Source organism: Flavobacterium polysaccharolyticum, from assembly GCF_038739875.1.
Lineage (GTDB): Bacteria > Bacteroidota > Bacteroidia > Flavobacteriales > Flavobacteriaceae > Flavobacterium > Flavobacterium polysaccharolyticum.
Window position 1 is genome coordinate 75,924 of the sequence record NZ_JBCGDP010000005.1, and the last position, 23,912, is coordinate 99,835.

Genomic DNA, 23,912 nt, shown 5'->3' on the forward strand with positions numbered 1-23,912 from the left:
GATTTTCTATTTGTAATTTCTAGCTGCTATTTTAATAAACTCGTATTTCAATTCTTCTTTGTGAAGTACCTCTTGATTAATGTCATAGCCCATATATTCCCATGCGCCAACAAACTTAAAGTTTTCGTCATCACGAAGAGTTTCACCTTCAGCATCTTGATACTCCTCACGGAAGTGACCTCCACAAGATTCTTTACGTTGTAAAGCATCAATTGCCATCAATTGTCCTAATTCTATAAAATCAGCAACACGTAATGCTTTTTCTAACTCAGGATTCAATTCATCTGCACTTCCAGGTACAAAAACATCTTTGTAGAACTCTTCTTTTAAAGTTGCTAGATCTTTAATAGCCTCTTGCAATCCTTTTTCGTTACGTCCCATTCCAACCTTATTCCACATAATTAAGCCTAAACGTTTGTGAAAGTGGTCTACGGTTTTTGTTCCGTTATTGCTTAAGAATTTTTCGATGCTTTCTTTTACATTTTTCTCCGCTTCTACGAATTCTGGTAAATCAGTAGAGATTTTTCCAGTACGAATATCATCAGCTAAATAATCCGAAACCGTGTAAGGCAATACAAAATAACCATCTGCCAAACCTTGCATCAAAGCAGAAGCTCCTAAACGATTCGCTCCGTGATCAGAGAAATTAGCCTCTCCAGCTACGAAACAACCAGGGATAGTAGATTGTAAGTTATAATCTACCCATACACCACCCATCGTGTAGTGAACCGCTGGATAAATCTTCATTGGCGTTTCATATGGATTTTCGTCGGTGATTTTTTGATACATAGTAAACAAGTTACCATATTTCTCCTCTAACCATTTTTTCCCTAAGGTAGTAATTTCTTCTTGAGATGGATTGTGATTTCCTTTGGCGTAAGCTACTTGCTTTCCTTTGGATTGAATTTCAGAAGAGAAATCCAAATAAACCCCTTCATTAGTATCATTAGCTTCAATTCCATGACCAGCATCACAAACTTCTTTGGCTGCTCTAGAAGCTACGTCGCGAGGAACTAAGTTACCAAATGCAGGGTATTTTCTTTCTAAGTAATAATCTCTATCTTCTTCGGCAATTTGTGTAGGTTTCATTTTACCTGCACGAATCGCTTCAGCATCTTCTTTTTTCTTTGGTACCCAAATACGTCCTGAGTTTCTTAATGACTCAGACATCAACGTTAATTTCGATTGATTAGTTCCGTGTACTGGAATACAAGTTGGGTGAATTTGTACATAGCAAGGATTCGCAAACAAGGCGCCTTGTTTGTGTACTTTCCAACCTGCACTTACGTTAGACCCCATTGCATTGGTAGAAAGGAAATACACATTTCCGTATCCTCCAGTTGCAATAATTACCGCATGAGCAGAATGTCTTTCGATCTCACCTGTAACCAAATTTCTAGCTATAATTCCACGAGCTTTACCATTTACTTTTACTAATTCCAACATTTCGTGACGGTTGTACATGTCAACACGTCCTAAACCAATTTGTCTTGATAATGCCGAATAAGCGCCCAATAACAATTGTTGCCCAGTTTGTCCTGCTGCGTAAAACGTACGTTGTACTTGAGTTCCTCCAAAAGAACGGTTATCAAGCAATCCTCCATAATCACGTGCAAAAGGAACTCCTTGAGCCACACATTGATCAATAATATTGCTTGACACTTCTGCTAAACGGTGAACGTTAGCTTCACGTGCTCTATAATCTCCTCCTTTAATGGTATCGTAAAACAATCGGAATGTACTATCTCCGTCATTTTGGTAGTTTTTGGCAGCATTAATTCCTCCTTGTGCAGCAATAGAGTGTGCACGACGAGGAGAATCTTGATAACAAAATGCTTTTACATTGTACCCCATTTCTGCAAATGAAGCCGCAGCAGAAGCTCCTGCAAGTCCTGTTCCAACAACAATAATATCAATCTTAGGGCGATTGTTGGGAGCAACTAATTTTAAGTGATCTTTATAATCCGTCCATTTTTGAGAAATGTGACCTTCTGGTATTTTAGAATCTAGTTTCATATGTGACATTTATTTTTTTATCGGTCTTATGTAATTCGCAATCATTATTAATTTAAACCAATCAATTAACAACTATGCTCATTTCATTATCGATTGATATTAATGATTAAAATGATGAAATAAAGCAATAAAAATGAATCCGAAAGGAACCACAATTGCGAACGCATATCCTAATTTTTGAATAGTAGAAGAAAACTTATTATTGAATCCTACTGATTGAAAAGAAGAACTGAAACCATGCCACAAATGCAGGGCCAACAAAACAAAAGCACCTACGTAAATACCTGTACGTACTGGGCTCTCGAATTTATGAACCAATTCTTCAAAATAACGAGTTTCGTTAATTGCACCTACTTCTACATATTTGTAAGTGATTTCGTGAACCCAAAAATCATAAAAGTGCAATCCTAAAAATGCTAAAACCACCAATCCAGAAATAATCATGTTTCTAGACGCCCATGAAGCATTTGCTGCTCCATCATATTTAGCATACCCTATAGGTCGCGCTTTTTTATTTTGTAGCTCTAAAACTATCCCCATAACAAAGTGAAAAATCACTCCAGCAATTAGAATAGGTTGCATAACAAATTGGATTACTGGGTTATAGCCCATAAAGTGAGACATTGCATTAAAAGTATCCGCACTAAAAACCGATATCATATTAATGAAAAAATGCAATGACAAGAAAGTAATTAAGAAAAGTCCCGAAAGTGCCATCGCCACTTTTCTGGCTATGGAAGACTTTAACAATGCAGTTTGTGCCATAATTTTTTTATATAGATTATTAAAAATTTCACACAAAAATAAGCGAATTACTCATGAACCACAACCTTTTTTGCATTATTTATAATGATTTTAAAGTGTTTAATATCCTACTGTTTTTCAGGTGTTTTATGACGTTATAGTCTAAACAAAACTTAAAAAAAGAAAAAAAATACAATTACCATATCTACAGTATTTTCGACCAAAAAGAAACTAAAATTACAGATTTGCTAACAAAGCTTTTTGTTTTGCTTTTAATCAAAAAAAATGCAATCCAAAAACACAATAATCCCCCAAAAACCTTGTATTTGCCCGCTGTCATTTTACCTTTGCAGTTCAAAAATTTATACCATGAAAATCGGAATTGACGCCCTATCCTTTGACGTAGCCAAAATACACTTACCCATACAAACCTTAGCCGAAGCTCGAAATATAGAACCCGCAAAATTGCAAAAAGGACTAGGATTGACGAATATGACACTCGCCGATGCCCATCAAGACACTGTAGTTTTTGGAGCCAATGCTTTAACAAAACTCATCCAAGATCAAAATATAGCTTTAGACGATATTTCTAGAATTTACATTGGAACCGAAAGCGCAATCGACAGCTCCAAGCCCATCGCTTCGTTTTTGGTAGCCTTGATGGAACAAAAATTTGGAGAAAACTGTTTAACGCATTGCGATGCAGTTGATTTTACTTTTGCCTGCATTGGCGGAGTGGATGCGATGCAAAACTGTTTGGATTTTATAAAATTAAATCCCACCAAAAAAGCCATTGTTATCACTACAGATTTTGCCAAATACGACCTAAACTCCACCGGAGAATATACCCAAGGCGCAGGAGCTGTAGCCATACTCATCTCTGCTAATCCAAGAATTATTGCTTTTGAGAATCATTGGGGTGTAAGCACGAAAGGTGTATTTGACTTTTTTAAACCTTACAGAACTATCTCAAAACAAGAAATCACAGGCAATAACAACAACGAGGCTTGGTTTGATAACTTAGAAGGTGAAATTGAAATTCACAAAGACCAACCAGTGTTTGACGGACAATATTCGAACCAATGTTATATGGATCGTACCAAAGACGCCTACTTTGCTTTCAAAAAAGAAAAAAACACTTCTGAAACGATTTACAACAACTGGAAAAGCATTGTGATGCATTTACCGTATGCCTTTCAAGGACGACGTATGTTGACGGAAATTTATGCCTTAGATGCAACCGAAGCAGTTATTACTGGAAACGAAACCCCAGAAGAATACCAAAACAAACTCAAAGAAATCAGCAAGACACCCGCTTATCAAGATTTTGTGAGTCAAAAATTACAGCCTGCAGAAATCGCTTCCTCTTTAATTGGAAACTTATATACTGGTTCCATTTTCATGGGATTGTTATCGACTTTGGCACATTTTTCAGAAAACAATACTGAAATTGCTAACGAAAAAATGGGCTTTTTAGCCTACGGAAGCGGTTCAAAATCGAAAGTTTTCGAGGGAACGATTCAAGCGGATTGGAAAAAAGCATTACAACCTGTAGCACTATTTGAAACTTTAGAAAAAAGTGTCGCTATTGATTTTGAAACCTACGAGAAACTCCACAAAAAAGAACAAAAACAACCCATTCGCACCCCACAAAACGAATGGATTTTGGATCGTATTGAAAACGAAAATCCCAACTTACTGGGCGCTCGTTATTACAAATGGGTGGAGTAGAAACTAAATTATAAAAAACAGATTTCATTGATTTCTAATATAATCAATGAAATCTGTCTTATAAAACGCCCATTCAACTTACAACAAACAGATAGACTAAGCTTTAACTAAACTTCGCCATATACTTCTGAACGATGGCTTCGGTGTTTTCGTTGCGTATTTTTTGATTGAGATGAATGGGCTCGGAGGCGCGCTCTTGGCAATCTTTCACCGCACAAGTTTCGCAGGTTACGCCTACCAATTGCTTGGGCACCACATCGCCTTCTAAAAATTTGAACTTTTTCTTTACCGATGGCGTGATTAAAATCCCCACCGAAATACTTCGCAAACAATCTTTCTTAAACGGATCGGGAGTAGCCGAGGAAAATACTAAATATTCATTGCTGCTGTTTTCATAACGCGATACTTGCGCATCAAAAAAATGCGTCTTGCCTTGTTCTAACAATTGTTCAATAGTTTTAATCGACACCCATCTGCGACAGTAGTGCTCGTTCATTTCGTTGGCGTGTGGCTCTTGCTGATTGGTAATATGTAGTTCCTTTTTGATTTGGTAGGTATCAGCGCCTATTTTGTGAGACAAACGCAAGAAAAATAAGTTTTTCAAATTGAAATCCTTTGGTAAAATATTCGTCAATCGCTGATAGAAGGACTCTGGCGAGACGTTGAATTGCGTCATCAATTGCACCATCTCTTGTGGTTTTGGATTTTCTTTAGCCAAAAACAAATTCAATTCATCAATCAGATTTTGTCTCGGCAACAATAATGCACCCGCAAAATAAGACGCATAAAAATTATTCAAGACTTGGTCAAAATTGTCGAATTTAATCCAACTGAACGTATACAAACGCTCTTTGATTTCCATAAAATTATAAGCGATTTCTTTGGCCAACACAAAAGCCTTTTGCCCTTCATCAATTTCGTCCGAAAGCAATAAGGTTTTGCTCGTAGGCACATAAATTGAGCGTAAATCTCCCATTTCTTCTTGCTCAGAAAACACCAATTCTTTGATGATGTAGCCGTATTCCTCTTTTAGAATCGCCTTTAACTCCTCGATAGAAATATTTGTGGTTACATCTACGTGAAAGGCTTTGCAAAACATCAACACCTTTTCTTCTAAATCTTCAAAATAGTTATTGTGTGCTTCTTGATAAGAACGCAAAGACGCCAAAAAGAAACTTTCACGTGTAAGGTTATAATGTTGTGCGATTTCGATAATCGTACTAATAAAGGCCGTGACTTTTGCGGGGGCATTGGCGATAATATCAATCAAATCGGCTTCTTGGATGCCAAACAATTCCAACGGAATTTCTTTCAACACTCCCGATTTTAAAATTTCGCCAATGGGAGCCAGATTATTATCGAGTTTCAAAGACACCATTTGGTCATAAGAAACCTCTAGTTTTTCGGCCAACAGAATAATTTTATCCGTTTTGGGATATTTTTTTCCTTTTTCGATTTCGTTCAAATACGATTTGGACAACTCCGTAATCTTTGCCAAACCGAATAAAGACAAATCCTTATTCATTCGAGCCTGCTTGAGTTTAAGCCCAAAAATCAACTTAATATAATCTTTCTCTATGTTCATAAAATCAAAGATAAATTAAAAAACCAAAATACGCAAAAAACATTTTTTTGATTTTTTGCGAACGTTCGCTTGTTTTGTAAAAAACTTTTTGTAGTATTGCAATATCAAAATGAACTAGTTATGAAATGAGCATAGCACTAAATGGCTAATAACCACCAAAAACAATATGCGAATTACATATGACCGATAAAAAATGAAATATCAACATATGAAAACACTAACCGAAACCACCGAAAAAAAATGGCAATTTTTGAATGAAGAAATTGCACAACACGAGAACATTTTAACTGAGGAAGCCATCGATTTTTTGACGGCTTTGCACGAAAATTTCAATGCTAAACGATTGGAACTTTTAGAAGCCCGTAAAGCACAACAAGTCCAATTTGATAATGGTGTGTTACCCATCTTTCCTTTGGAGACCAAAAGCATCAGAGAAAGCAACTGGCAAGCGGCTCCTATCCCAAAAGATTTAATCGATAGACGAGTGGAAATCACTGGACCAGTAGATAGAAAAATGGTAATTAACGCGTTGAACTCGGGTGCCAAAACTTTTATGGCCGATTTTGAAGACAGCACTTCGCCTACTTGGGACAACATAATGGAAGGGCAACGAAACCTAAAAGATGCCGTAAATAAAACCATAACACTTGACGACCCTTTACGGAATAAAAAATATGAACTAAAAGAAAAAACAGCCGTTTTGATTGTACGTCCAAGAGGATTGCACTTGAACGAAAAGCACATCTTGATAGAAGACGAAGAAGCTTCTGGCTCTTTGATTGACTTTGGGCTGTATGCTTTTCATAATCACGACCAATTGGCCAGAAACGGTTCGGCTCCTTATTTTTACTTACCCAAACTAGAGCATTATTTGGAAGCCCGATGGTGGAACGAAGTGTTTGAATTTGCACAAGAATACCTTGGAGAACAACACGGTACGTTTAAAGCAACGGTTTTGATTGAGACCATAACCGCTAGTTTTCAGTTGGACGAAATCATCTACGAATTAAGAGACCATATTGTAGGCTTGAATTGCGGGCGTTGGGATTACATTTTTTCATACATCAAAAAATTCAGAAATAATCCTGCCTTTATCGTTCCGAACCGCGACCAAGTAACAATGACATCGCCTTTTATGGACGCGTATTCTAAATTGGTGATTCAGCGTTGTCATAAACGCAACATCCACGCTATGGGCGGAATGGCAGCACAAATTCCGATTAAGAATGACCCTGAAGCCAACGAAATTGCCTTCAAAAAAGTGATTGCAGACAAAGAAAGAGAAGCCAGAAACGGACACGACGGAACTTGGGTAGCGCATCCTGATTTGGTTCCGATAGCGATGAAAGTGTTTAATGAAAATATGATGACCAAAAATCATATTCACATCAAGAGAGCGGATTTGCACATTACCGAAGCGGATTTGTTGCAAATTCCAGTGGGTACCATTACCGAAGAAGGGATTCGCAAAAACGTAAATGTGGCCGTGCTGTACATCACTTCTTGGCTAAACGGACAAGGCGCTGCAGCGATTCACCACTTGATGGAAGATGCTGCCACTGCCGAAATCTCAAGGTCGCAATTGTGGCAATGGCTTCAAAATGAGGTGACGTTGGATTCGGGAGAAAAATTAACGACCAAATTGTACCACCGCATTGCTTTGGAAGAATATGAAAAAATCAGAAAGCAAGTGGGTGACCAAGCACACGAGGAGGAAAACTACATCTTGGCAGAAAAATTACTAGACCAACTGGTAGTGAACAAAAAATTTGTAGAGTTCTTGACGATACCGGGGTATAAGTATTTGTAGTGAGTAGTACTTAGTGAGTAGTACTTAGTGATTAGTCATTAGTAATTAGTGGATAGTCCTTAGTCGTTAGCTTTTTGTTTCTAGTGATTAGTCAATAGTCCTTAGAACTTAGTGCATCGTTCTTAGCCGTTGGGTGTACGTTTCTAGTACTTCGTGATTGGCTATTACTAACAAGAATTCACTATGCTGGCTTTTAGCCCCGATAGCAGTGGCATCCTCTGGACTCGCGAACGAGCGAGGACAGAGATATAACGGAGAGCGGGACCCATATTCACTGAAAAAGCCCTTTGATTGCCGCTCCTGAAAATACCTTTTTCAATTATTGAAATCAAAACAAACCAAAATAAAAAACCAAAAAACTTAAATCAAAAATTATGAAAACCACCGAAACACGCATTCAAGAATTAGTAACTGATTGGTTAACGAACCCAAGATGGGAAGGCATCGAACGTCCTTATACCGCAGAAGAAGTGGTGCAATTGCAAGGTTCCTACCAAATTGAACACAGTATCGCTAGAATGGGCGCTACGAAACTTTGGAACAGATTGAAATCGCAGGATTTTGTTGCCGGATTAGGCGCATTGACCGGTAATCAAGCCATTCAAGAAGTGGAGGCTGGACTAGAAGCGATTTACTTAAGCGGCTGGCAAGTAGCAGCCGATGCGAATGTGGCGGGCGAAATGTATCCTGACCAATCGTTGTATCCTGCCAACAGTGTTCCGTTGGTTGTAAAAAGAATCAACAACGCTTTGTTGCGCGCTGACCAAATTCAAGTGGTGAACAAAACTGCAGATAAAAAAGACTATTTGGTTCCGATTGTAGCCGATGCTGAAGCAGGTTTTGGAGGAAACTTGAACGCTTTTGAATTGATGAAATCGATGATTGAAGCGGGAGCAGCGGGTGTACACTTTGAGGACCAATTGAGTTCTGCTAAAAAATGCGGACACTTGGGGGGAAAAGTTTTGGTTCCTACGCAAGAAGCCATCAATAAATTAATCGCTGCACGTTTGGCTGCCGACGTGATGGGAACGCCAACCCTGATTGTAGCAAGAACGGATGCAGATGCGGCGAACTTATTAACTAGCGATATAGACCCAAGGGATGCAAAATTCATCACAGGAGAAAAAACAGACGAAGGCTTCTTTTACGTAAACTGTGGCGTGGAGCAAGGTATTGACCGTGGGCTGAGTTATGCACCGTATGCGGACTTGATTTGGATGGAAACGAGTAATCCTGATTTGGCTTACGCAAAACAATTTGCTGATGCGATTCACGCGAAATACCCAGGAAAAATGTTAGCTTACAACTGTTCGCCTTCGTTCAACTGGGCGGCGAAACTTTCAGTTGCTGAAATGGAAACTTTTAGAGAAGACTTGGCGGCTATGGGGTATAAATTCCAATTCATTACTTTGGCTGGATTCCACGCTTTGAACACGAGTATGTTTGAATTATCTAAAGCTTACAAAGAAAGAGGTATGGCGGGCTACTCTGAATTACAAGAAAGAGAATTTGCTTTGCAACAACACGGTTTTAGAGCCGTAAAACACCAAGGTTTTGTGGGGACTAGCTATTTTGATGCTGTTCAAAATACGGTTACTACTGGAAAAGCCTCTACAACAGCAATGAAAGACTCAACAGAAGTGGCACAATTTTAAAAATATTTTAGAAGTTTAATTGTTAAAGATGTTTGCCAAAAAAAGGCACGAAACCAACTTGGAATCGTGCCTTTTGTTTTTGTTCTTAATCGTGTCAATGCGAAAAATCTTTGTTGAAATTTAACCGCAAGGTTCGCAAAGGTTTACGCTAGGTTCGCAAAATTTTTAACCATATAAGGCATTTAAGGCCATATAAGAGTTGTAAATATGACTCAAAAGCCCTCTTTTGGTTTTAGTAAAAGGATAAAAAGTATACACAAATTAGAGTTACTACTTTTTACCTAACTTCAATGACCTTAAATGCCTTATATGGTTCAAAAACAAGTTAGTTATCATAACCTTTCAACGTAAAACCATCGGAAATTATGGTTGATTTTTCAAACAGACCTCTTTATTTAGGCGCAACAATTTCGAAAGGTGTTGTCGCTTTATCTTTGTCTTTAGCAACACTCCAAGTATATTTGGCCGCAGGCAGATAATACTTTCCGTTTTTAGCAGGAGTAATTTTTAGCTTTTTATCTTTTGCCATCCATTTGTCGGCTGCAGCTTTGTCGATGACTAAATCATAAACCACTTTGTTCAATCCTTTTTGAGCGGCAACAGTAGTTGTATACACGATTTCTTTGGAAAGATTTTCTAATTGAACACTTACATTTCCAGCGGAATTTGAATAAAACCAAAGCTCATTTTTTGGAATAAATTCGTCACCCCAAGCGCCACGTTTCGAACCCCATCTTTCGGATTTGGTTGTGCTTTTGACTTCATACACATAAAGAGTTTTGTCTAAAACCTCCTTTTTCAATTCTTGTACTTGTTTCAAACTCACTTTATACACAGAACGACCGTGTGTGCCCACAATTAAATCTTTGGCTTTCTTTTGAATCACCAAATCGTGCACTGCTACAGGAGGCATTCCGTTTGAAAAATCTTGCCAAGAAGCTCCGCCATCTACAGAAATGTACAAACCATTATCAGTTCCTACATACAACACACTATCCAAAATACTGTCTTCTAAAATCACATTTACAGGACTTGCAGGAAGATTGTTCGCTATACTTTTCCAAGTTTGCCCTGCATCTTCTGAAACATATACATAACTTGTAAAATCGTCATTTCGGTACCCATTGAGCGTTACATAAACACGCTCTTTTTTGTGCGCAGAAGCCACTACTCTACTTACCCAAAGGTTTTGTGGTAAAGTAGTAGAAATGACTTTCCAATTCGCTCCACCGTTATTACTGAATTGCACTAAACCATCATCGCTACCCGTATACAACACTCCAAACTCGAAAGGACTTTCACTGATGGTGGTCAACGTTCCAAAAGCCACATTTCCCTGTTTACCTCCTTGAGTCAAATCCAGTGAAATAGCCGTCCAAGTATCACCTTGATTCATAGAACGGTGTAAAAAATTAGACCCTAAATACAAAATGTCTTGATTGTGAGAAGACAATAAAATAGGCGATTGCCAATTGTATCGATAAGGTTTATCTCCTTTTTTGGCTTTTGGAGCGATGAATTTACTTTTAGATTCATCCGCGCGATTGATGCGGTAGTAACTTCCGTATTGGTAGCCTGTAAAAACGATATTTGGATTGCGCTTATCGATTTGGATTTGCATCCCATCGCCACCCATTAATCTCGCATAAGGATATTTTCCTTCTTGTTGCCAGCCAATAGAAGCATTGTAATTACTCGCACCAACCCAAACGCCATTATCCTGCAAACCACCATAAATATTATACGGTTCTTGTTCGTCGACATTCACGGCATAAAACTGTCCCACTGGAATACTGTTGCATAACTGCCACGATTTTCCATTATCATAGGTAATATTCAAACCACCGTCATTTCCGTTAACCAAATGATTCGGATTATTAGGATTGATCCAAACTACGTGATGATCGGAGTGCACATTGTCACCATCAATAGATTGAAATGTTTTACCTCCATTATCAGAAAACAACAACGGAACCCCTGTAATATAAATTCGTTCTTGATTTTTTGGGTCTACCGTGATATCGCCAAAATAATACCCATAGCTTGAATAAAAATCGTCAATAAAACTCGTATTGGTTTTTACCCACGTTTTCCCTCCGTTGATGGATTTGAAAACTTCGGCACCAATTACCTCTGGATCTTCATCGTTGGGATCTTTTTCTTTTTTAGCCGATGGACGCATTTTTTGATTGTCCATCACCGCATAAATACTATCTGAAGTAAAAGCTGATAATCCAATACGCCCGACGAATTCATCCGAAGGAAAGCCACTTTCTGGAGTAGAAATCAACTGCCAAGTCGATCCCGCATCAGTGCTTTTATAAATACCAGAAGCTTTTCCGTTTCCATTGAAATTGTGTGCTTTTCTATCTTTCTGCCAGGCACTGGCGTATAGTACTTCAAAATTATTTTCGGCCACAGCCATATCAATCACTCCGGTTTCATCATTTACAAACAACACTTGTTGCCACGATTTTCCACCATCGGTCGTTTTAAAAACACCTCTTTCCTTGTTTTTGGTATACAAATGTCCCGCCACTCCAACAACAATTTCATTGCTGTTTTTTGGGTTCACCAAAATTTTACTGATGTGATGACTGTCGGTCAATCCAATATTTTTCCAGGTTTTTCCTTTGTCAAATGATTGCAACAAACCTATCCCTGCATAAGAAGATCTCGAAGAATTGATTTCTCCTGTACCTACCAGAATCATTCCTGATTTCCAGTCCACAAAGACAGAACCACAATTTAGTGTAGGCGCTGTATCCATAACAGGTTCCATTCGCAAACCATTCGTATTCGAATACCACAACCCACCTGAGGCATAAGCTACATAAAATTCGATAGGATTCTCAGGATTTACAGCTACATCTACTACGCGTCCACTCATTACTGTGGGTCCAACATTTTGCAAAGTCAACTCTTGAAACAAAGTTGGCGTTGTGGTAGTAGTACCATTTTGGCCCCAGGAAACACTAAAGGTCAAGGCACTGATTAAGAAGGCAATTTTTTTCATATGTAAAAACTATTTGTTTTTAGAGGAATAAGGAAGTCGCACAAAAATTAATCTCTCTTTGAACTAATTTTAGGCCTTGCGACTTTCATTTGCATCAATTTTGAACGAAAATTAAGCATTAAAATAGAGACTCAAAAATTTTATACCCAAATTAACACCCGTTTCTACTAAAGTTACTATTTTTGAGTATTACTAATAAATAATTGGTTGTTATGAAATATCATCAAATAAACAGTGGGCTTTTTGTAAAAAACAGAGAAAAATTCACTGCTCAAATGAAACCGAAAAGCGTTGCGGTTTTTAATTCAAACGACATATATCCTGTTTCTGCCGATAGCACTTTACCTTTTGCACAACATAGAGATATTTTCTATTTATCCGGTGTAGATCAAGAAGAAAGCATTTTGTTGTTATTCCCAGATGCGCCATACGAACACTTGAAAGAAATCCTTTTCTTGAGAGAAACCAATGAGCACATTGCGATTTGGGAAGGCGAAAAACTAACCAAAGAACGTGCGTTTCAGGTATCAGGAATCAAAACAGTTTTCTGGCTACAAGATTTTGACAAAACCTTGAAAGAAATTATGATGTATGCCGAAGTAATGTACATCAACACCAACGAACACTATCGTTCAGCAGTAGAAACCGAAACCCGTGAAGACCGTTTTATCAAAAAATGGAAAGCACAATATCCAGCGCATACCGTAGCCAAAAGCAACCCAATTTTACAACACATTCGCTCTATAAAAGAAACCGAAGAAATCGATTTGATCCAACAAGCGTGTAACATCACCGAAAAAGGGTTCCGTCGTTTGCTTTCGTTTGTGAAACCCAACGTAATGGAATATGAAGTAGAAGCCGAATTGATTCACGAGTTCGTTCGCAACCGCTCCAAAGGGTTTGCCTACACGCCCATTATCGCATCTGGAAATAATGCCAATGTATTGCACTACATCGAAAACAACCAACAATGCAAAGCAGGCGATTTATTGTTGCTTGATGTAGCGGCAGAGTACGCCAATTATTCAAGCGATTTAACCCGTACTATTCCAGTTTCTGGTCGCTATTCTGAAAGACAAAAAGCCGTGTACAACGCAGTACTTCGTGTGAAAAACGAAGCTACCAAAATGCTTACTACAGGGACACTTTGGAAACAATACCACGTAGAAGTTGGTAAAATTATGACTTCCGAATTATTAGGTTTAGGTCTGATTGACAAAGCGGACGTTCAAAACGAAAATCCTGATTGGCCTGCGTACAAAAAATATTTTATGCACGGCACTTCGCACCATATGGGACTCGACACGCACGATTATGGATTGCTCCACGAACCAATGGAAGCCAATATGGTTTTCACCGTAGAACCTGGAATTTATATTCCTGCCGAAGGTTTTGGTATCCGAATTGAAGACGATGTGGTAATTCAAAAATCAGGAGAACCGTTCAATTTAATGCGCAACATTCCGATTGAAGCGGATGAAATTGAGAGTTTAATGAACGCATAAAGTTCAACCGCAAATTCGCAAATTGAAGCGAAATTGTACATCAAAAAACCTAAACAACAAACGGCATCTATTTTGGATGCCGTTTTTTTATGCCTAAATAATGTAACATTTCCATTTAACCACTTACTAATTTCTTAAACCTTAAAACACAAAATCATGATAGCACACGAAATAGACTACCATATTTATGGCGAAGAAATGCAATATGTAGAAATAGAACTCGACCCACAAGAAATTGTTATTGCCGAGGCGGGAAGTTTTATGATGATGGACAATGGCATCCAAATGGAAACCATTTTCGGAGACGGTTCCCAACAACAAACGGGTTTGTTCGGTAAATTATTGAGCGCTGGAAAAAGAGTTCTAACAGGAGAAAGTCTGTTCATGACGGCCTTTATCAATCAAAATTACAACAAAAGCAAAGTCTCCTTTGCCTCGCCCTATCCCGGAAAAATCATTCCAATTGATTTGAGACAATTTCGCGGAAAATTCATTTGTCAAAAGAACGCTTTCCTTTGCGCTGCCAAAGGCGTAGCCGTGGGTATTGAATTCTCCAAAAAATTAGGCACAGGACTTTTTGGTGGAGAAGGTTTCATCATGCAAAAACTAGAAGGCGATGGTATGGCTTTTGTACATTCAGGCGGAACTTTAGCCAAAAAAGAATTACAACCTGGCGAAATCCTAAAAGTTGACACCGGCTGTATCGTAGGTTTCACTCAAGATGTCGATTATGATATCGAGTTCATTGGCGGCATCAAAAACTCTCTTTTCGGTGGCGAAGGCTTGTTTTACGCGACTTTGCGTGGCCCTGGAACAGTATACATTCAGTCGCTTCCGTTCTCTAGATTGGCCGACCGTATCATTGCTTCAGCCCCAAGAGCTGGCGGAAGTAGCCGTGAAGAAGGCAGCCTTTTGGGCGGACTCGGCAATCTTTTAGACGGCGATAACCGCTTTTAACAACAGAAAAGTTTCAAAAACACCCTACCCCAAAACAACAAATTTTGGGGTATTTTTTTTTAGGAGCAGTAAACACAGGAATTTTTTGTATGCACCGTCCCGCTATCCGCTGCAATCTCTAGTACCGAACCCCGGCACTAGAGGATTTTCGCTACTATCGGGGCTAAAAAATAACATTTGGCTTTTTTAGGTTACATTTTGAATTTAAAAAGTGTAAAAAAAACGACTTAACAAAAATTCCTGAATGAGAATTGTTTCCTTAAAAAGTAAAATTATTGACTCTAAGTTCTTTTTCAAATTCTTTAGATATATTATCATCTGTCAGCGAACTAAAATATAATCTACCTGTTTTATTCATTTCAAGAATAATATCCTTGTCTATTATATTGAATAAATTTCTCAGTTTACTCTCTTCATCTTGTTCATTATAACAAAAAACACAAATCTTTGACCATTGTTGCTTATCAAGTTTCAAATACTCAAATAAATCAAATATATATTCCTTATCCGATTCATCTAAAGAATGCCCTATAATATAGAAAACCTTTTCACTAAAATGGCTTTTAGAAACTTTTGATAAATCAATGAATTTTAAATTTGAACTTTTAATTACTTTTTGATAATATTTAGTAAAATCAAACATTCTACTATTTTTCATCCTTTCTGGCAAGTCGCTTACTCCTAGTACAAGGTTTTGAGTAGTGTCATCTCCTAATTTACCGTGCAGATAAGTAATTTTTGAGGTGGCTATATTGAATAATCTCTCTAAAGAAGGAGTATAATTAAAAGTATAAATATGATCCAATAAATGAAAAGGAAGTTTTCTTTTACTATTTGTAGCATCATAAAAACTCATCACAACATCTTTAAGATAACGGTTAAAAATTATGATGAATTCTTCAAATGATAAAATCAAATCTGAAAGTATTCTCTTTACATCAATAGAACCATTTCTTACATTTATATATTTTTTTGAAACACTAAACAATTCTTTATCATCTATTGGGTGTTCAATTATCTCAAACAAATTAAAGTCAGAATAATTAATTGAAATATCGCGAAAGTAATTTACTTTTTTTGACTGTTCAGTTTCAGCCTCAAACAATATTGACAATTGTTTTAAAACGTTTTCAACTTCACATTCAAAATCAATCCAAGTATCAATTTCTAAAACATTTTTGAAATATTTATACCATAAACTATTTTCCAAAAGAACATTTAACTCATTGATTCTATCTGAATTAAATTTAATTAATTCGATATTGTAACTCCTTTCAATTGATTCAAAATCTGCCTTAAAATTATTTTGGAAATATGAACCAAATAAGTTGTCAAATTGAACTTCTGAAGAAAATTTAGAAGTTTCTATTGTTTTCATAACTGACATAAAATGCCCATACTTAGTAGGCAATCCATTATACAAGTCAAAACCGTTACCAATGATCAAAATTTTACTCATAAAAAAAAATGCGTTTCTCAAATATAGGGTTTTTGATTTTTAAACTTTAATTTTGACCTTCATTTATATCCGTAAACTTTGAAAACCCTTCACTACAAAAACACCACTATCGCATTCACCGACACGGGAAAAGGAACCGCTATTGTTTTATTGCATGGCTTCCTTGAAAACCAATCGATGTGGAATGCTTTAGTACCCGTTTTGAGTCAAAAATACCGCGTCATCACCATCGATTTGTTAGGCCACGGCCAAACCGAACCTATGGGTTACATCCAAACTATGGAAGACAATGCCGATGCAGTACACGAAGTACTTTCTAATTTGCGTCTGCGAAAAGCGGTTTTCATCGGGCATTCAATGGGCGGTTACGTAGCTTTAGCCTTCGCCGAGTTGTATCCTGAAAGCGTAAAAGGATTAGTGTTACTCAACTCCACCGCCAAAGAAGACAGTCCCGAACGCAAAACCAACCGAGAACGCGCCATTATAGCAGTAAAAAAAGATTACGAAACCTTTATTCGTCTTTCTATCGCCAATTTATTCAGCGAAGACAACCGCGACCGTTTGAACGACCGCATCGAAAAAGTAAAAAAAGAAGCTTTACAAACGCCCCTTCAAGGCATCGTCGCCTCTCTCGAAGGGATGAAAATCCGCAAAGACCGAGAAGTCTTGCTCCACACTACTGCTTTTCCTAAAGTACTAATTCTAGGAAAAAAAGACCCCGTTTTAAACTACGAAGAAACCGTCTCTCAAATTCAAGGAACTACCGTTGAGTTGGTAACTTTTCCAGACGGGCATATGAGCCACATCGAAAATGAATCCGACTTGACTAAAGAATTAGTACAGTTTTTGAAGAAGATTTAAAATATTCATCGGGATAAATATCCTTTTTCAACCAACTCTCCTTTATTTTTGATGTGGTGTAATTTACCTTCTTTTAATAAGGTCAATCGTGTGGATATACCAATTATACTTTCATAATTATGATCCGTTATAATTATTCCTTTTTGAGCATAACTTTTAAGAATTAAATCATTAATTTTTTCAATTAATAAGGGCGACAATCCATTGTAGGGTTCATCAAGCAGAACAAACTTAGAAGGATTGTTTAGCACCAACTTAATCTCTAAATACCTTAACTCTCCCGAAGACAATTCACCAATACTTTTATTCTTTAGAGTTGTTATCGTTTCATCACTATAAAAGTCATTGATTTTATCCTTCTTTATGGATAAATCTATTACTTTGGCTACACTAAAATTTTTGGGCAGAAAATTATCTTGTGATAAATAACTTATTTCATTAAACAACTCACTTGTTTTGGACTTTACCACACCGTCCACTCGAATAAATTTAAAATCAGCTTTTAAAACACCAAAAACAATCTGCAATAAAGTGGATTTACCAGAACCATTTCTCCCTAAAAGTCCTACGATTTCTCCCGTTTCACATTTCAAATAAACATCGGAAAGAATTGTTTTTAAATCAAATTTCTTCTGGATACTATCTATTTCTAAAACGTGTTTCATCTTAAAATTTTATAATAAAATGATACACTAAATTCAGTAATACAAGCAATACAAAGGTCATCATCCAAGAAATCAAAAACAAAACAGACTTAGAAATTTGATTATTATAGTAAAACAAATACTCATTTTTACGATTAATCTCTTTAAACAAAAGACTACAAAAAAAACCTATGCTCAAAAAACAACTATTAAAAAACTCAGTCCCTCCAAACAATAAAGGCAATAAACAAACCGTACAATTAAGCAAAATTGTAGATTTAAAAAACTGAAAAATAGTGATGATTTTTACCCAACTCATATCCAATTATACTTTCTCCTTAAATGGAATTGCTGGATCTAAAATTTCTTGCAACAAGCCAACTAATTGCTCCAAGTAAGCTGTCAAAATAGCTGCATTGATAGTAGATTCTTCTACTTTTTCTTCTTTTAAAGTAAAAGGTAAAAATCCAGCTTTACTATTTTTAAAGGAGATAATACCCGCTTGCATCGGTTGTTCTTTCGCTAGGGTTTCATACATAAAGGCATACGCCAAAATTTGAATGATTTTGTCATTTTTAATGTCATCCACTAATCCATTCCAAGCTTTTAAGGTAACATTGCTTTTTTCAACTTTACCTGTTTTATAATCAATAATTCGGATGGTACCGTTTCGGATTTCAATTCGGTCAACGTTCCCCGCAATTTTTACTGGAAAAGGCAAACTCGGATGTTCCAAAGCACGCTCAAAAGTCGCTTCCAAAGCCAAAATTTTAACAGCATCACCGCCTTTTATGGATTGCAATTCGGATTTCAAGAAGTTAAAGACGTTGCGTTTCGCTACTTCAAAAGCTAATAAATTTCGCCCTTTGGAAATTTCGCCTTCTTTATACACCAATTTAAATTGTTTCAACACCTCGGAATCAATTTTTTGAATAGCCTGCTCGATATCTTGTTCCGAAATAAAATTATCGATAAAAGGCGTGTACAATTCCTCCAAAGTTTTGTGAATAATTGTACCTAAAGTATTCAAAGCTATATTCTCTTCAACTTCTTCTGTATCGCGAATACGCACTATTTTCTTGAAATAAAAATCGATAGGATTACGAATATAACTAGTCAACGCCGAAGGTGAAAATCCTTTCTCTGCAATCTCTTTCAAACGCTCCATAACCAATGGCGATTTTTCAACACTCATCGGCAAGTAAGCCGAATCAGGAACAGTGGCATTATAAATTTCGTGAGTAAGTGTATGATTCGGACGTTGCTCCACTTCGAGTTGTGTGATGAAACGACTTTTTTCACCACCATCTAATCCTTCATTTTCGGTATTGTAAATCAAATACACATTTTTGGCACGTTGCAATAAATGATAAAAATGATAGGTATAAATCGCATCTTTTTCTTTAAAAGTGGGCAATCCTAATTCTCTCTTGACATCATAAGGAATAAAAGAATTCATTGATTTACCCGCAGGAAATTTTCCTTCATTCATTGAAGTCACTATGACGGTATCAAAATCCAACACCCTGCTTTCCAAAACTCCCATAATTTGTAAACCATTCAACGGCTCTCCTTCGAAGGAAACCTCAGCCAAATCAATTATCTGTTTGTAAATGGCAAAAAGAGTCGGTATTTGATCAATATGCAAGTGTTGAGCATAATAACTCTTCAACTTGTTAATCACCGTAAAGATTGAAAACACAAAAGCTTTGGTTAATTTCTCTTCTTCATTATCGTTACTCAAATTGTTGCGTAAGAGCAACAACAAACTAGAAATAACATCTAAAACTGCCATAGAACCGCTGTCCCATTTTTGAAACAACAAATCGAATAATGAATTCGTTTGGTTTTGGAGTTCTAATATTTTCTTAAGTGTAATAAAAGTGTAATTATTCTCTTTTATAATCCGAACCAAGTGGTTCGCATTAGCAAAAGATTCTACTAACGGATGCGTAAGAATATCGAGTACATCTTTATAATAAAACACATATTGAGAAGGATTCCTTTTTAAAGCATTGGTATGCATTTTAAACAATTTCGCCACTAACAATTGCGCTGGGTTATTTTTACTAGAATACCCCATAGTAATATTTAACGCACCAACGGAAGCAGGAAGAGAATACAACAACGGTATCAAAAGGTTTTCCTCACCTAAAACTACTGCTACTTTATCGAGATTTTGTGCTTCTTGTTCTGAAATGGTCTTTTCAATAAGACTACCTACAATTTTGGCTTGCCCAATGGTTTTTGGAGTACCAATTATATGAATGTTTTTAGACTTAGAGAAATCATCCTGTATCCATTCAAAAGGGTGGGATTTGTAGTGCTTCCAACTTTCTTTAAATCTTCTAAGAAATAATCCAGCATCGTGATAAGGATCATTCAAAAATGTTTGATCAGCATCCCAAAAAATAGTAGCATTATCATTAGCTATTAAATGCTGAATGATTTTTTCTTCTGCAGCATTTAAGGCGTTAAAGCCAGCAAATACATGATATTTACTCCGAATCGTTTTTGAAAATTCTGGCAAGTTATTTACCGCTTCTCTGTAAATTAAACCTTGATACCCTATTTTTTTTTCTAACAAATAGTGATATAATGATTGGTAATAATGAGGTAGCAATTTCCAAAAATCAATATAATTTTCAAGTAATTGTGTTTTGTCTTCAACAGCTATTCCCCATTTTTTAATGTCTTCTATATCTTTTAAATAAGACAAAACGTAATTAGGATCCAACAAATAGCGATCGATTTCATTAAAATCCTGCAATAACATTTTCGCCCAATTAGCAAATAATTCAAAGGATTGCTGGTTTTGTTTGGAAGTGATTGACAAATACACTTCATAAAATTCAAATAACAAGGCTATAGAATCTATAGCGCGAATTCCAGAAACCTCCTGTACAAAATCTTCAATACTAGTTATTTCTGGACAAAAAACAGTTCCTGTAATTTGTTTCTTTAAGGCTTCTATTAAAAAAATTTTAGCTCTCTTATTAGGTAGCACCACAACAATATTCGAAAAATTTCCCGAATAATTAGTGATTAATTGAGTCGCAATTTGATCTAAAAAAGAGTGATTTATCATTTTATAAATATAAAAAAAGCCGTTCAGTTAAGAACGGCTTTTAAAAAAATACTATTTATATTATTTGTTTACTTACCTGAACCAACATAAATGATTTCAGTTCTTCTGTTTTCTGCTTTACCTTTAGGAGTTTTGTTAGAAGCAACTGGTTTGGTATCTCCAAATCCTTGAGCTGTTAAGTTGTCTGCATTAACACCTCTTGCTACTAATGCATCAACTACAGCTTTAGCTCTAGCTAAAGAAAGTTTTTTGTTCAATTCTGGCTTACCAACGTTGTCAGTATGACCATTAACTTCAAATTTAGCAAATGGATAGTTTTTCATAATTTCTTTAATAGCGTCTAAACTAGTTGCAGTTGCAGGTTTAGCAGTATCTAAAGTAGATTTACCACTTAGGAAGAAAATAGATCTAGCTTCTACTTTTAACTGTTTAACTACTTCTTCAGTTACTTCAGGACAACCTTTGTTACTAGCAGGACCAGCTACGAGTGGACAAGCATCTTCTCCATCTGGCACACCATCTTTATCAGCGTCTAATACTACAGGAACTGGACAACCTTTGTTATCTCTTGGGCCAACTTCTTTAGGACATTTGTCATCTTTATCAGCAAGACCATCACCGTCAGTATCAGGACAACCTTTAGTTGAAGCAGGACCAGCTACATCTGGACAAGAATCATCTTTGTCAGCGATTCCGTCTCCATCAGTATCAGGACATCCGTTGAAAGCTGCTAAACCAGCAACATCTGGACAAGCATCGCTTCCGTCAACGATTCCGTCACCGTCAGTATCAGGACAACCGTTGAATTGTTTTAAACCAGCAACTTCTGGACAAGCGTCATCTTTATCGTAGATTCCGTCACCATCAGTATCTTTACCTCCAAATTTAAATACGATACCAGCAGTGTGTTGAGCTAAAGATGGAGATTCAGGATTTAAACCATCATTTCTATCTCCAAAAGATTTTTTGTATGTAGATGACAATGCTAAACCTACATTTTCAGTAAACCAGAAAGTCAATCCTAATCCTACATTAACAGTTCCGAAACTATCTTTTCCTAAGAAAGTATATCCTCCACCTGCTTGTAAACTTGGATCAAACCATTTTGTACCGATCATTTCCATGAAACTGTATTTAACAGTACCATCGATTCCGTAGTACATCAAATCTCCAGGATTTACAACTACCATTCCTCTACTATCAGCAGCTGCATTTGTAGGATCAAATGAAACGAATTTATCAATCTTATTTACAGAACCAGACAATCCAAAAGAGAATCCTCCATTAATGTGTCTAGACACGCTAATATAAGATACTGATGGAAGAATGTTCCAATTGTCTTTTACAGCAACTGGCTGAGAAAAGTGTTGTGGAAACCAATTTACGTGATCTTGTTTCACACTAGGCCTTGAGTCAATAGCATTTACACCAATGGTAATTGCCCACGGATTGTTACTATCCTGAGCTTGGGTCGATAAACCCGCAGCCATCAATACAGCAACTAAAAGTTTGTTAAGATGTTTCATAATGATTCTATTAAAATTTAGTTAATTATAAACAAAAGTAGCAACTTATTTTTTAGTGACAAAATTAAAAGATAAAAAAAACCTACAAAAAAAAGTCAAAACACTTATATTAAATCACTTCTAGCGATTTACCTACCTTTTCAAACGCAGCTAAAGCCTTATCTAAATGTGCTTTAGTATGACTGGCAGACAACTGAACTCTGATTCTTGCTTTTTCTTTTGGAACTACTGGAAAAAAGAAACCAATAACATACACCCCATTTTTTAACAACTCGTTGGCCATTGTTTGAGCTAATTTAGCATCATATAACATAACAGGCACAATAGCTGAATCTCCATCAATAATATCAAAACCAGCTTTAAGCATCCCTTGTTTGAAATAGTTGGTATTCCACTCTAATTGGTCTCTAAGAGACGTGTCTTTTTCTAACAACTCGAATACCTTAATTGATGCCCCAACAATAGCTGGAGCCAATGAATTTGAAAACAAATAAGGTCTTGAACGTTGACGTAAAATTTCAATAATCTCTTTTTTGGCTGTAGTATAGCCACCCATAGCCCCTCCTAAAGCTTTCCCAAGGGTACCTGTAATTATATCAACACGTCCCATTACTCCTTTAGCTTCCAATGTTCCTTTTCCTGTGGCTCCAATAAAACCTGCCGCGTGACATTCATCTACCATCACCATTGCATCGTATTTATCCGCTAAGTCGCAAATCTTATCTAAAGGCGCTACAAGTCCATCCATTGAGAAAACACCATCAGTAACAATTAACTTAAAACGTGTACCTACTTCTGTCGCTTTGATTAGTTGCTGCTCCAAATCTTCCATATTGCTATTTTCATAGCGATAACGAGCCGCTTTACACAAACGCACTCCATCTATTATAGAAGCATGGTTCAAACTATCTGAAATGATACAGTCCTGCTCTCCTAATAAAGGTTCAAAAACACCTCCGTTAGCATCAAAAGCTGCTGCATACAATATAGTGTCTTCTGTACCATAAAAATCTGCAATCTTTTTTTCTAAAGTTTTGTGAATATCCTGTGTCCCACATATAAAACGAACGGATGACATCCCGAAGCCGTGAGAATCTAAGGTGTCTTTTGCGGCTTGTATAACTTCTGGATGCGAAGAAAGCCCCAAATAATTATTGGCACAAAAATTAAGTACCGTTTCACCATTCACTGTAATTTCAGCCCCTTGAGCTGAAGTTATGATTCTTTCTTTTTTAAAAAGGCCATTAGCTTCGATGGTTTGCAATTCGTTTTGCAAGTATTCTTGTATCTTACCGTACATAGTATGTGTTTTTTA

15 protein-coding genes are annotated in these 23,912 nt (G+C 36.7%); 6 read left to right on the forward strand and 9 right to left on the reverse strand.

The annotated features are described in order from the left end of the window. Positions 1-6: 6 nt before the first annotated feature. Together WFZ86_RS06815 and WFZ86_RS06820 are read right to left on the reverse strand one after the other, a co-directional pair. Positions 7-2,016 carry a fumarate reductase/succinate dehydrogenase flavoprotein subunit gene (locus tag WFZ86_RS06815; protein ID WP_342691242.1) on the reverse strand — a complete coding sequence of 670 codons (2,010 nt, stop codon included), beginning with the start codon at positions 2,014-2,016 and terminating at the stop codon, positions 7-9. Positions 2,017-2,115: 99 nt separating this feature from the next. Next, positions 2,116-2,781 carry a succinate dehydrogenase cytochrome b subunit gene (locus WFZ86_RS06820; protein WP_342691243.1) on the reverse strand — a complete coding sequence of 222 codons (666 nt, stop codon included), beginning with the start codon at positions 2,779-2,781 and terminating at the stop codon, positions 2,116-2,118. 348 nt (positions 2,782-3,129) lie between these two features. Between WFZ86_RS06820 and WFZ86_RS06825 the strand changes: the two genes are divergently transcribed. Next, positions 3,130-4,491 carry a hydroxymethylglutaryl-CoA synthase family protein gene (locus WFZ86_RS06825; RefSeq protein WP_342691244.1) on the forward strand — a complete coding sequence of 454 codons (1,362 nt, stop codon included), beginning with the start codon at positions 3,130-3,132 and terminating at the stop codon, positions 4,489-4,491. Between the two features lie 103 nt (positions 4,492-4,594). Here the strand turns inward: WFZ86_RS06825 and WFZ86_RS06830 are convergent, their stop codons facing one another. Continuing rightward, positions 4,595-6,076, reverse strand: a complete 1,482-nt coding sequence (locus tag WFZ86_RS06830; RefSeq protein WP_342691245.1) for a helix-turn-helix domain-containing protein — start codon at positions 6,074-6,076, stop codon at positions 4,595-4,597. 208 nt (positions 6,077-6,284) lie between these two features. On the opposite strand from WFZ86_RS06830, the gene aceB reads away from it, so the two are divergent. Further along, positions 6,285-7,886, forward strand: a complete 1,602-nt coding sequence (gene aceB, locus WFZ86_RS06835) for a malate synthase A (RefSeq protein ID WP_342691246.1) — start codon at positions 6,285-6,287, stop codon at positions 7,884-7,886. Positions 7,887-8,260: 374 nt separating this feature from the next. Beyond that, positions 8,261-9,541: an isocitrate lyase gene (aceA, locus tag WFZ86_RS06840; RefSeq protein WP_298294673.1), complete on the forward strand. Its 1,281-nt coding sequence runs from the start codon at positions 8,261-8,263 to the stop codon at positions 9,539-9,541. Positions 9,542-9,932: 391 nt separating this feature from the next. Here aceA and WFZ86_RS06845 read toward each other — a convergent pair whose 3' ends face one another. Then, on the reverse strand, positions 9,933-12,557 hold the full coding sequence (locus tag WFZ86_RS06845) for a VPS10 domain-containing protein (protein ID WP_342691247.1): 2,625 nt from the start codon (positions 12,555-12,557) through the stop codon (positions 9,933-9,935). Between the two features lie 212 nt (positions 12,558-12,769). Here WFZ86_RS06845 and WFZ86_RS06850 point away from each other — a divergent pair, with 212 nt between their 5' ends. Together WFZ86_RS06850 and WFZ86_RS06855 are read left to right on the forward strand one after the other, a co-directional pair. After that, the gene (locus WFZ86_RS06850) at positions 12,770-14,062 is read left to right on the forward strand and encodes an aminopeptidase P family protein (protein WP_342691248.1); all 1,293 of its coding nucleotides are present in this window, start codon (positions 12,770-12,772) and stop codon (positions 14,060-14,062) included. A 156-nt stretch (positions 14,063-14,218) separates the two neighbouring features. Then, positions 14,219-15,019, forward strand: coding sequence for a TIGR00266 family protein (locus WFZ86_RS06855; protein ID WP_315144450.1), 801 nt, complete (start codon positions 14,219-14,221; stop codon positions 15,017-15,019). Between the two features lie 259 nt (positions 15,020-15,278). Here the strand turns inward: WFZ86_RS06855 and WFZ86_RS06860 are convergent, their stop codons facing one another. After that, the gene (locus WFZ86_RS06860; protein WP_342691249.1) at positions 15,279-16,499 is read right to left on the reverse strand and encodes an AbiH family protein; all 1,221 of its coding nucleotides are present in this window, start codon (positions 16,497-16,499) and stop codon (positions 15,279-15,281) included. 57 nt (positions 16,500-16,556) lie between these two features. On the opposite strand from WFZ86_RS06860, the gene WFZ86_RS06865 reads away from it, so the two are divergent. Further along, positions 16,557-17,339, forward strand: coding sequence for an alpha/beta fold hydrolase (locus WFZ86_RS06865; RefSeq protein ID WP_342691250.1), 783 nt, complete (start codon positions 16,557-16,559; stop codon positions 17,337-17,339). Positions 17,340-17,344: 5 nt separating this feature from the next. On the opposite strand, the gene WFZ86_RS06870 is transcribed toward WFZ86_RS06865, so the two are convergent. The 4 genes from WFZ86_RS06870 to kbl all read right to left on the reverse strand — a co-directional run bounded on the left by WFZ86_RS06870 (position 17,345) and on the right by kbl (position 23,897). Continuing rightward, positions 17,345-18,004 carry an ATP-binding cassette domain-containing protein gene (locus tag WFZ86_RS06870; protein WP_342691251.1) on the reverse strand — a complete coding sequence of 220 codons (660 nt, stop codon included), beginning with the start codon at positions 18,002-18,004 and terminating at the stop codon, positions 17,345-17,347. A gap of 304 nt (positions 18,005-18,308) precedes the next feature. Next, positions 18,309-21,071, reverse strand: coding sequence for a PD-(D/E)XK nuclease family protein (locus WFZ86_RS06875; RefSeq protein WP_342691252.1), 2,763 nt, complete (start codon positions 21,069-21,071; stop codon positions 18,309-18,311). 68 nt (positions 21,072-21,139) lie between these two features. Further along, complete coding sequence (locus tag WFZ86_RS06880; RefSeq protein ID WP_342691253.1) at positions 21,140-22,597, reverse strand: OmpA family protein; 1,458 nt, start codon at positions 22,595-22,597, stop codon at positions 21,140-21,142. A 109-nt stretch (positions 22,598-22,706) separates the two neighbouring features. Further along, on the reverse strand, positions 22,707-23,897 hold the full coding sequence (kbl, locus tag WFZ86_RS06885) for a glycine C-acetyltransferase (RefSeq protein ID WP_342691254.1): 1,191 nt from the start codon (positions 23,895-23,897) through the stop codon (positions 22,707-22,709). Between the last annotated feature and the right edge of the window lie 15 nt (positions 23,898-23,912).

Bases quoted from the DNA above. Each gene is read 5' to 3' on its own strand.
- WFZ86_RS06880 (WP_342691253.1), bottom strand. From the start codon at position 22,597: ATGAAACATCTTAACAAACTTTTAGTTGCTGTATTGATGGCTGCGGGT.
- WFZ86_RS06870 (WP_342691251.1), bottom strand. From the start codon at position 18,004: ATGAAACACGTTTTAGAAATAGATAGTATCCAGAAGAAATTTGATTTA.
- WFZ86_RS06845 (WP_342691247.1), bottom strand. From the start codon at position 12,557: ATGAAAAAAATTGCCTTCTTAATCAGTGCCTTGACCTTTAGTGTTTCC.
- WFZ86_RS06875 (WP_342691252.1), bottom strand. From the start codon at position 21,071: ATGATAAATCACTCTTTTTTAGATCAAATTGCGACTCAATTAATCACT.
- WFZ86_RS06850 (WP_342691248.1), top strand. From the start codon at position 12,770: ATGAAATATCATCAAATAAACAGTGGGCTTTTTGTAAAAAACAGAGAA.
- kbl (WP_342691254.1), bottom strand. From the start codon at position 23,897: ATGTACGGTAAGATACAAGAATACTTGCAAAACGAATTGCAAACCATC.
- WFZ86_RS06825 (WP_342691244.1), top strand. From the start codon at position 3,130: ATGAAAATCGGAATTGACGCCCTATCCTTTGACGTAGCCAAAATACAC.
- WFZ86_RS06820 (WP_342691243.1), bottom strand. From the start codon at position 2,781: ATGGCACAAACTGCATTGTTAAAGTCTTCCATAGCCAGAAAAGTGGCG.
- WFZ86_RS06855 (WP_315144450.1), top strand. From the start codon at position 14,219: ATGATAGCACACGAAATAGACTACCATATTTATGGCGAAGAAATGCAA.
- aceB (WP_342691246.1), top strand. From the start codon at position 6,285: ATGAAAACACTAACCGAAACCACCGAAAAAAAATGGCAATTTTTGAAT.
- WFZ86_RS06815 (WP_342691242.1), bottom strand. From the start codon at position 2,016: ATGAAACTAGATTCTAAAATACCAGAAGGTCACATTTCTCAAAAATGG.
- aceA (WP_298294673.1), top strand. From the start codon at position 8,261: ATGAAAACCACCGAAACACGCATTCAAGAATTAGTAACTGATTGGTTA.
- WFZ86_RS06830 (WP_342691245.1), bottom strand. From the start codon at position 6,076: ATGAACATAGAGAAAGATTATATTAAGTTGATTTTTGGGCTTAAACTC.